The organism is Microcoleus sp. Aus8_D2, from assembly GCF_036702665.1.
Lineage (GTDB): Bacteria > Cyanobacteriota > Cyanobacteriia > Cyanobacteriales > Microcoleaceae > Microcoleus.
Genome location: NZ_JAUBUN010000005.1, coordinates 22,747 through 32,495, shown reverse-complemented (window position 1 = coordinate 32,495; position 9,749 = coordinate 22,747). Strand labels below are relative to the sequence as shown.

3 protein-coding genes are annotated in these 9,749 nt (G+C 43.8%); 2 read left to right on the top strand and 1 reads right to left on the bottom strand.

The window, feature by feature from the left end; all coding sequences use genetic code 11:
• Positions 1 to 771 precede the first annotated feature (771 nt).
• Entirely contained in the window at positions 772 to 4,872 is a 4,101-nt protein-coding gene (locus QUB64_RS05425; protein ID WP_333265638.1) for an nSTAND1 domain-containing NTPase, read from the top strand.
• Positions 4,873 to 4,956: 84 nt separating this feature from the next.
• Positions 4,957 to 6,996, top strand: coding sequence for a caspase family protein (locus QUB64_RS05420; protein WP_333265636.1), 2,040 nt, complete (start codon positions 4,957 to 4,959; stop codon positions 6,994 to 6,996).
• Between the two features lie 38 nt (positions 6,997 to 7,034).
• Here QUB64_RS05420 and QUB64_RS05415 read toward each other — a convergent pair whose 3' ends face one another.
• Positions 7,035 to 9,749, bottom strand: a complete 2,715-nt coding sequence (locus QUB64_RS05415; RefSeq protein WP_333265634.1) for an AAA-like domain-containing protein — start codon at positions 9,747 to 9,749, stop codon at positions 7,035 to 7,037.

Genomic DNA, 9,749 nt, shown 5'->3' with positions numbered 1-9,749 from the left:
TCGTAGCGACGCACCTTACACATAGAGTGGACGAAACAACCCCAAACATTCTACTGTAGCAAGTTGTGCTTGTTACTTTCGCTCTGCCTGGTAACGCAAATCTAGAAGCTCTGCCTCGTTTTACCTCGCAGCTTATAGGAAAAAGGACTATAGGAGGTGTTTGAGTTAAAAATTCGTTCCTTATAGTTTTTTACCTGTAGGGATACGGCACTGCCCATTAGTGTCAACTTAATGTCAAACGTAGTTCTGGCATTCTGTCTAGCGATTAAAGCCAGATCCCCCCTTAGCTTGCCCCCTACTCCCCCTTCTTAAGGGGGGGACAAGAATCTTCTCAAAGTCCCCCTTCTTAAGGGGGATTTAGGGGGATCAGGCCTCGGATAAAAGCGAGATTTATCAACGGTTTCAAGCTTAAGTTGACACGCCTTGGACACGGCGCCGTATCCGGCAATTTACGATCCTGACAGATAATTTATATCCGCTTAATAATGGTAGCAAAAAATTGTCAAGCATGGTATTACCATCGAACCGAAAACAAAGCAAACACAGTTAAATTTGTCGCCCAATCAAGCATATCAATCCAACAGTCATCAAAGCTGTACATTCCGTCAAAATGTAAAGTTACTTAACGCGCAGCAAAGATTTTATTGCCAGATAGGTATACTAAGACTGAACCCTAGAGAAATAAAAATACCTTCCTCCGTTTAAGTAAAACAAATCTCCTCAAGCAAACAGAAGTAAAAGCTCCAGAAAACCAGAGTAATTCCCGAACTCATGACTAACAACCACCCAGTCAAAACAATTCTGATTCTGGCAGCCAATCCCACCAATACCGCCCCCTTGCGATTGGAGCAAGAAGTTCGGGAAATTGACGAAGGATTGCGACGGGCAAATAAGAGAGAGCAATATAAATTAGAACAAAAATGGGCCGTGCGTTCCCGTGACTTTTACCGAGCTATTTTAGATTGTCAACCCAACATTGTCCACTTTTCCGGGCATGGTGCAGGAGTAGATGGAATTGTCCTAGAAGACGATACCGGAAAAATGGCGCTGGTGCAGACAAACGCCCTCGCCAGTATGTTTAAATTGTTTGCCCAGAAAGGTGTAGATTGTGTAATTCTCAATGCTTGTTATTCCGAAGTACAGGCAGAGGCAATTAGCCAATACGTTAATTATGTCATTGGCATGAATCGAGCTGTAGGAGATAAAGCAGCCGTTGCCTTTGCCGTGGGATTTTATGATGCGATCGCGGCGGGATATACCGTGGAAGAATCCTACGAATTAGGTTGCTCGCAGATGATGAGTTTCCGAGAGCAGGACACTCCTGTTTTCAAGAAAAAACCGTTAATCACTCCAGCAATTGATAATACTTTAATCCCTTTAGAAGATGCGATCCCGCCCAATCCTTACCAAGGATTGTCTGCCTTTGGGGAAGAAGATGCCGACTTCTTTTTCGGACAGGAAAAATTTGTCAGTAATTTAGTAGAAGTAACGCACAAACAACCGTTGGTAGCAGTGGTTGGGCCAAGTGGCAGCGGTAAATCTTCCGTGGTATATGCGGGATTAATTCCCAAATTGCGAACAGAGGGAAACTGGTTAATTGAATCCTTCCGTCCGGGCAAAGAACCGTTTGTGCAGTTAGCTTTTGCCTTGGTGAGGCAATTAGAACCAGAAGCGGGGGAAACTCAACAACTGCGGGAAACAATCGGGCTAGCAGGTGATTTGCGAAACGGTAGAATCACTTTGCAGCAAGTGGTATCTCGCATTTTAGATCGCAACCCAGGGAAACAGTTGTTGTTAGTTGCCGACCAATTTGAGGAACTGTACACGCTTTGTCAGGTGAAGGAAGAACAGGAACGTTTTGCAGATGCGTTGCTAGCGGCAATTGCTCAAGAAAATATCACACTTGTTTTAACTTTACGGGCTGATTTTTACGGGTATGTGCTTTCTTATCGTCTGTTGCGGGATGCCTTGCAGGAGTATACACCGCAGTTACTCAGTTCCATGAAACGGGAGGAATTACAACAAGCCATTGAATTACCTGCTCAAAAATTGGAAGTACAATTAGAGGCACAATTAACCCAACACATTCTCGATGATGTGGGGTCAGAACCGGGGAATCTGCCCTTATTAGAATTTGCCCTAACTCGCTTGTGGGAAAAGCAGCAACACCGAGAGTTAACTCACCAAGCTTACGAGGAAATTGGCGGGGTAAAAAAAGCCATTGCCAATCACGCAGAACAAGTTTATCAAAAACTCAACGAGACCGAGAAAAAGCAGGCACAACGAATTTTTGTGCAATTAGTGCGTCCGGGGGAAGGAACAGAGGATACCAGGCGCGTTGCTACCCGTGCAGAAGTAGGGGAAGATAACTGGAATTTGGTCAGTTATTTAGCTGGATATCCAGCTCGTTTGGTAGTGACGGGACGGCAAGAAACGGAAGATACAGTAGAGGTAGTGCATGAAGCGCTGATTCGAGAATGGGGAACTCTGCGCGAGTGGATTAATGCTAACCGTCAGTTTCGGACTTGGCAAGAACGGCTGAAGGTGGCCCTGCGGGAGTGGAAGAATGATAACCATGACTCTGGAGGTTTGTTGCGGGGTGCATCGTTAACTGTGGCGGAAGATTGGTTGCACAAACGTGCAAATGAGATGACTCAGGAACAACGAGATTTTATTCAGGTTAGCGTTCAAGAATGCAATCGAGAACGACAAAAGAAGCAACGCAGGCGGCAACTGACAATTATCGGGCTAAGTGGCTTTTCGGTGATAGCGTTGGGTTTAGCAGGACTAGCGGGTGTGGGTTGGCGGAATGCTGCTATTAATCAAATTAATTCTCTGGCTCAATATTCCGATGAGCTTTTACTTTCAAAAGATAGCTCGAAAGGTGTCAAAGCCAGTTTGAAAGCACTTTTGGCAATGCAACGTACACCTTGGGTAGATGCGAATACCCGCACTCAAGTAGAACTGGCATTATTAAATACAGTGTCTAATGTAGCAACACAAAACAACCAAACGGGTCATACAGGCAAAGTTAATAGTATCAGTTTCAGCCCCAATCGTAAGGTACTAGCAACAGCCAGTGATGACAACACCGTGAAAATTTGGGATACCAGCACCTACAAAGAAATTAAAACCTTGATTGGGCATATAGACAAAGTTAATAGTGTCAGTTTCAGCCCCAATGGCAATGTGTTGGCAACAAGCAGTGCTGACAAAACAGTGAAACTTTGGGATACCAGCACCTACAAAGAAATCAAAACTTTGGTTGACGAAAATCAGGAGGTTCGGGGCATCAGCTTCAGCCCCGATGGCAATATACTGGCTGCTGCAACCTATAGTAATAATGTGAAACTGTGGGATATCACCACCTACCAAGTAATCAAAACCCTAGATGGCCATAAAGCCTGGGTTAATAGTGTCAGCTTCAGCCCCAATGGCAAGATGCTGGCTTCTGTCGGTGCTGACAAAACCGTGAAACTTTGGAATACGAGTACCTACCAAGAAATTAAAACCTTGACTGGGTATACTTCAGGAACTAATGGCGTTAGCTTCAGCCCCGATAGTAAGAAGCTAGCTTATATCAGTGATGGCAACGAAGTGAAACTTTGGAATACCATTACCCATAAAGAAATCAAAACCCTACGTGGCGATAAAGCCTGGGTTCATGTCAGCTTCAGCCCCGATGGCAAGATGCTGGCTTCTGTCAGTAGTGACAACACTGTAAAACTTTGGAATACCAGCACCTACCAAGAAATTAAAACCTTGACTACGCATAGGTACAATGTTTTCGCTGTCAGTTTCAGCCGCGATAGCAAGATGCTGGCTTTTGGTGGTGAGGGCAACAATGTGAAAATTTGGGATACCACGAGCCACAAAGAAATCCAAACCCTGAGTGGGCATATGAGAGACGTTTATGACATCAGTTTCAGCCCCGATGGCAAAATGCTGGCTTCTGCCAGCCGTGACAACACGGTAAAACTTTGGAATACCAGCACCAACAAAGAAATCAAAACCCTGAGTCCGCATCATAAAAAGAGCGTTACGGGCATCAGTTTCAGTCCCAATGGCAAAATGCTGGCTTCTGCTAGTGCTGACAAAACCGTGAAACTTTGGAATACGAGTACCTACGAAGTAATTGAAACCTTGACTGGGTATGCTTCAGGAACTAATGGCATTAGCTTCAGCCCCGATAGTAAGAAGCTAGCTTATGTGAGTGATGGCAACAAAGTGAAACTTTGGGATACCACCACACACAAAGTAACTAAAACTTTAACTGTGCATATCGACAAAGTTAATAGTGTCAGCTTCAGCCCCGATGGCAAAACGCTGGCAACTGCCAGTAATGACAAAACAGTGAAACTTTGGGATACCAGCACCTATCAAGAAATTAAAACCTCGATGAGGCATGAAAATTGGGTTAATAGTGTTAGCTTCAGCCCCGATGGCAAAATGCTGGCTTCTGCTAGTGCTGACAAAACCGTGAAACTTTGGAATACGAGTACCTACCAACTAACTAAAACCTTGATTGGGCATAAAAGAGAGGTTCGGGCTGTCAGTTTTAGCTCCGATGGTAAGCTACTGGCTTCTGCCAATTTTTATAGCATGGAAGTAAAACTATGGGACACCACCACAGGCAAGGAAATTAAAACCCTCACTGGGCATACTGACTGGGTTAATAGCGTCAGCTTTAGCCCCGATAGTAAGCTTAAGCTACTGGCAACTGCCAGTAATGACAATACTGTGAAATTGTGGAGGTGGGATGTTGATTATTTACTTAAGGAAGGATGCAATTTCATAGACAATTATCTCAAAGCTAATCCTGATGATATAGAAACCATTGAAATTAAAAGAGATTTATGCAAAAAGAATTAATACTTTTAGATTTAAAACTGCATAAAAAAAACTCACTCCTATATAAAAATAAAACTTTTCCAAACCCCTTACCCACCAAAAACCATGACCAACCAAACCCCCAACTTCTACGCCCTCCTCATCGGCATCAATTTCTACTTCCCCCATCGTTTACCAGAAGGTAACTGCTACAAAAGCTTGCGGGGATGCGTTCAAGATATCAACCACGTCGAAACCTATTTAAAAGACACCTTCAACCTCACACCCGATCGAATTATTAAACTCACCGCGACTGCTTCCGACAATCCCGATCGACCCCAAGAACCCCCGGAACTCCTACCCACCTATGAAAATATCGTCGCCAAATTCAAAGAACTAACCGCCAAAGCCCAACCTCAAGACCGAGTATATATTCACTACTCCGGTCACGGCGGACGGGCGAAAACAATTTATGAAAGCCTCAAGGGTTCTATGGGTTTAGATGAAGCTTTGGTTCCCACAGATATCGGTCAACCAAATTCCCGCTATTTGCGCGATTTGGAATTTGCCAAACTCCTGGAAGAAATGGTGGCAAAAGAGTTAGTTGTCACCCTGGTACTCGATAGCTGTCATTCCGGTGGCGCAACTAGAGAAATGAGCGGAGATGACCGGATTCGAGGTGAAGGTTTTATTGACACCACTCCCCGACCAACTGATAGTTTAGTTGCACCGCTTCAGGACTTAGCACAAAATTGGCAAGTTTCCACAGAAAATAGCCGCAATATTACCGTCGTCAATGGTTTGTTGCCCGAACCGAAAGGTTATACCTTAATAGCAGCTTGTCGGGATCAGGAATTCGCTTATGAAAAGGTTTTTGAAGGGACGGAACGCAACGGCGCTTTAACTTATTATTTACTAAAAGCTTTGCGAGAATACGGGACAGAGATTCCTGTTAACAACTTGTACGATCGCATTTCTAATCTAGTGCACAATGACTTCGATCGACAAACACCCATGTTGATAGGCGAGACCAACCGCTCTTTTTTGGGCGGTCAACCTGTCGTTGCTAGCCGTAACGCTCCGGTGATGAAGGTAGATCTTACCAAAAACCGAGTCCAATTGCAAATGGGTGAAGCTAGCGGCCTTAAAAAAGGGGCTGAATTTGATATTTTTCGATTCGGGACGAGGAATTTTGAGGACAGCGAACAGCGAATTGCCACGGTTAAAGTTGTAGAGTTGGGCGCATCCGACTGTTGGGCGGAAATAACGGCGCTACACAACGAATTTACAACCAGAGAACTCAAACCTAAATTAAGAGAAGGAATAATTGAAATAGGTTCACCTGCTGTCTATGTAGGGCCACCGTTGGCACAAATTCGGAAAGTTCGGATTCTTCTACCTGACCCGTTACCGCAAATTTCTGGGGTAGATGTGTCATCACTTCCTGGTATGCTCGCAACTCAAAAAGAGGAAGTTGAAAATCATAGCTGGATAGAATTATGTCCAGAAACAGAAAAAGATGAGAATGTGAATTATTTTGTTTCCGTGAATTCTCAAGGAGAATATGTGATTTTAGATGCTCAGAAAGAACCTATCAAAAATGTTCTTTTCCCGATCGAAGTTGATGCACCTGAAGCAGCTAAAAAGCTAATTAATCGGTTAATCCATATTACAATATATCAAAATCGTTTGGAGTTGGATAATGAAGATGCTTTTTCTCGCTTAAATGGCAAACTTAAGGTAGAATTGGTTAAATCAGTCAAACGGCAACGTGTAGTTTTGAATGTTGATGGTAAAGTTCCTGTATTAGAAAAAGGTGCAGAAGATATCACTTTAGTAATTCACAATGAATCTACTCGAACTTTAAATATCACTGCCTTGATATTTTATAGGGATTTTCGGATTTTACAAATCTATCCCAAAGGTGCGAATTATGAAGTTGTAGAAGCCGGAGAAGAGAGAATAGAAAACCTCAAACTATCATTGCCAGAAAATTATGAGGAAGGGGAAAATGTAATAAAAGTATTTGCAACTGTGAATGCAACGAATTATCACTTGTGGGAGTTGCCAGCGTTAGACCAAGATTTACAGGGGCGAAGGGCGGAGATTGTAACTAAAGCGAGTAATGAATGGACGACGGAAAAGGTGGAATTTGTGCTGAGGTAAAAAAAATGTAGTGCGCGCATTTTGCTGGCTGTTTTTGCCTAGTTGTTTTTGATTGACTTTGGGTTGAGGTAATCAGAACACATCTGTTTATCCTCTGCTGTCACTTTCGGGTTGTTTTTGAGATAATCACTTATTGACTCGCAGCCTAATTTCATCAGTGTATCAAAATCCCAAATCCATAGTTTGATGGTCTTGTCAGCGCTAGCAGAAGCCAAGGTCTTGCCATCTGGACTCCATGCGACGCTATAGACCCGATCGCGATGCCCGGTGAAAGTCGCGATCTCTTTTTGGGTTTGCAGGTTCCACAGTTTGATGGTCTTGTCATAGCTAGCAGAAGCCAATGTCTTGCCATCTGGACTCCATGCGACGCTATTGACCCCAATGCTATGCCCAATGAGGGGCGCGATGGGTTTTCGGGTTTGCACGTCCCACAGTTTGATGGTGTTGTCATAGCTAGCAGAAGCCAATGTCTTGCCATCTGGACTCCATGCGACGCTATTGACCCCATTGCGATGCCCGGTGAGGGTAACGATCGGTTTTTGGGTTTGCAGGTTCCACAGTTTGATGGTCTGGTCATTGCTAGCAGAAGCCAAAGTTAAGCCATCGGGACTCCATGCGACGCTCAAGACCTGATCGCGATGCCCGGTGAGGGTGCCGATGAGTTTTTGGGTTTGCGGGTTCCATAGTTTGATCGTCTGGTCATCGCTAGCAGAAGCCAAGGTCTTGCGATCGGGACTCCATGCGACGCTCAAGACCGCACTGCTATGTCCGGTGAGGGTAACAATCTCTTTTTGGGTTTGCAGGTTCCACAGTTTGATCGTCTTATCATAGCTACCAGAAGCCAATGTCTTGCGATCGGGACTCCATGCGACGCTCAAGACCTGAGCGCTATGCCCGGTGAAAGTCGCGATCTCTTTTTGGGTTTGCAGGTTCCACAGTTTGATGGTCTTGTCATTGCTAGCAGAAGCCAAGGTTAAGCCATCGGGACTTATGGCAACGCTTCTGACCTGATCGCTATGCCGTTCCAAGCTATTGCGCTCTTTTACTTTGGGAACTGCTTGTTGCAGCGCACCCATCACTTGTTCTTTGATGATGTCTTTTGTGAGCTCGGCTGAAGCATCTAGTTGTTTGAATGTTTGTCCTGCTTTCAATCCTTCCAGCAGTGCTTGAGATGTATGCCCTGCAATAAATAATTTATTGGAAAAAGCACTTTTCTGGATGGTATTTGCTAAATTATTAGCTTGAGTGACTTGCTCGTTAGCTTGAGTGACTTGCTTAATAGCTTGAGTGACTTGTTTCCAGGCAAAAAAAGTTGCCCCAGTTGCAATTAACAGAGCCACTCCAGCAAAAACCGAGGTTCCAATTGTAATCCATCGTGCCTTTTGCTGTGCCTTGATTAGCGTCTGATTCGCTTCAGTCAAAATTTGATTAGCTTGTTTTTGTGCTGCTAAATCTCGTTCAACTTCCCGTTGTTGTAGTTCCCGACCGGCATTTAAAAACTGATAATCTAAATCGCTCAAACTTTTGCCGATCGCCCAACTTTGAGAATCTTGCAACGCCTGACCCCGCAACAGTCGCGATTCATCTTTACAACCTGAATCTTGCCAAGCTTTAAAACTTTCGTTGTAGGGGCGGAGATTCGCTAATTGTTTTTCTACCCAATTCCGGTTAAAAACTGATTGATAAATTTGGTTGTAAACTTTCAGTTTACCAGATTGTTTAACTACCAAACCTGTTAAACGTAGTTCCATCTGTTCGGGAGTATCATCAGCCGCTATCTGATTTAGTCGTAAAATTTGCTGATAGATACCCAGCAAACGACTGGCACGTTGTTTGCTCCGTAAAATGCGGTCTCTAATTGTCTTTAAATGCTCTGGCTCATCCTGTCCTTCCCAATTATATATCACCTTTTCTTGGACTATATGAGTTACCCAATTTTCAGCGTTTTCGAGCGACTCGGAATGTTGATAAATCTTGAGTAATTTACAAACTTTTTGCGTGAGAAATGGCTGTCCGCCAGTCCAGGACAATATCGCTGCTAACAACGCTTGAGAATTTTCTGCTTGATTTTCTAAGCCTACTGCTAAAGGTTGTGCCTCTTCTGCCAATTGAAAACCCGTTAACTCAATGGCACGTCCAATATTAAACGGAGTGCGAAGCTGATTGCTGATTAAGTCGGCAGGGGTTGCTACCCCAATCAAAGCAAAGGTTAAACGGTTATATTCAGGCTTGTCTGCACGCTGGTTAAAACAATCACGAATCACTGCAAAAAAATCATCAATATTAAATGGTAAAGCCAACACGCTGTCAATTTCATCAACAAATATTACGATATATTTATCAATAAACTCAAGCAATACCTCTGGGATAAACTTGCTGAAACGTTGGACAGGAGACACCAGTTCGTGACTCGTCCACCATTCATAGGAATCGAAATTATTGTAGAGTTCAAAACTATTCACTAGCGAGTCAATGATTCCAAAATACCACTCTTTAGGAGTAATGTCTGAAGTGCCAATTGCTGTAATATCAATGGCAGCACAGGCAAATCCTTCGTGCTGCAATCTAGCCATTGTTTGCACCCGCAAGCTGGATTTCCCCATCTGTCGCGAGTTGAGGACGTAACAAAATTCTCGGGCTTTTAATCCGTCATAAAAATCTTGGTCAGCTTGTCTCCTGACATAGGTTGGTGCATCAACTGGTAAACTACCACTTACTTGATATTCGTAATGTAAATCAGGTTTGTCATTCAT

What these genes read in the sequence shown, in the direction of transcription:
- QUB64_RS05420 (WP_333265636.1), top strand. Translation starts at nt 4,957, where the DNA reads ATGACCAACCAAACCCCCAACTTCTACGCCCTCCTCATCGGCATCAAT.
- QUB64_RS05425 (WP_333265638.1), top strand. Translation starts at nt 772, where the DNA reads ATGACTAACAACCACCCAGTCAAAACAATTCTGATTCTGGCAGCCAAT.
- QUB64_RS05415 (WP_333265634.1), bottom strand. Translation starts at nt 9,749, where the DNA reads ATGAATGACAAACCTGATTTACATTACGAATATCAAGTAAGTGGTAGT.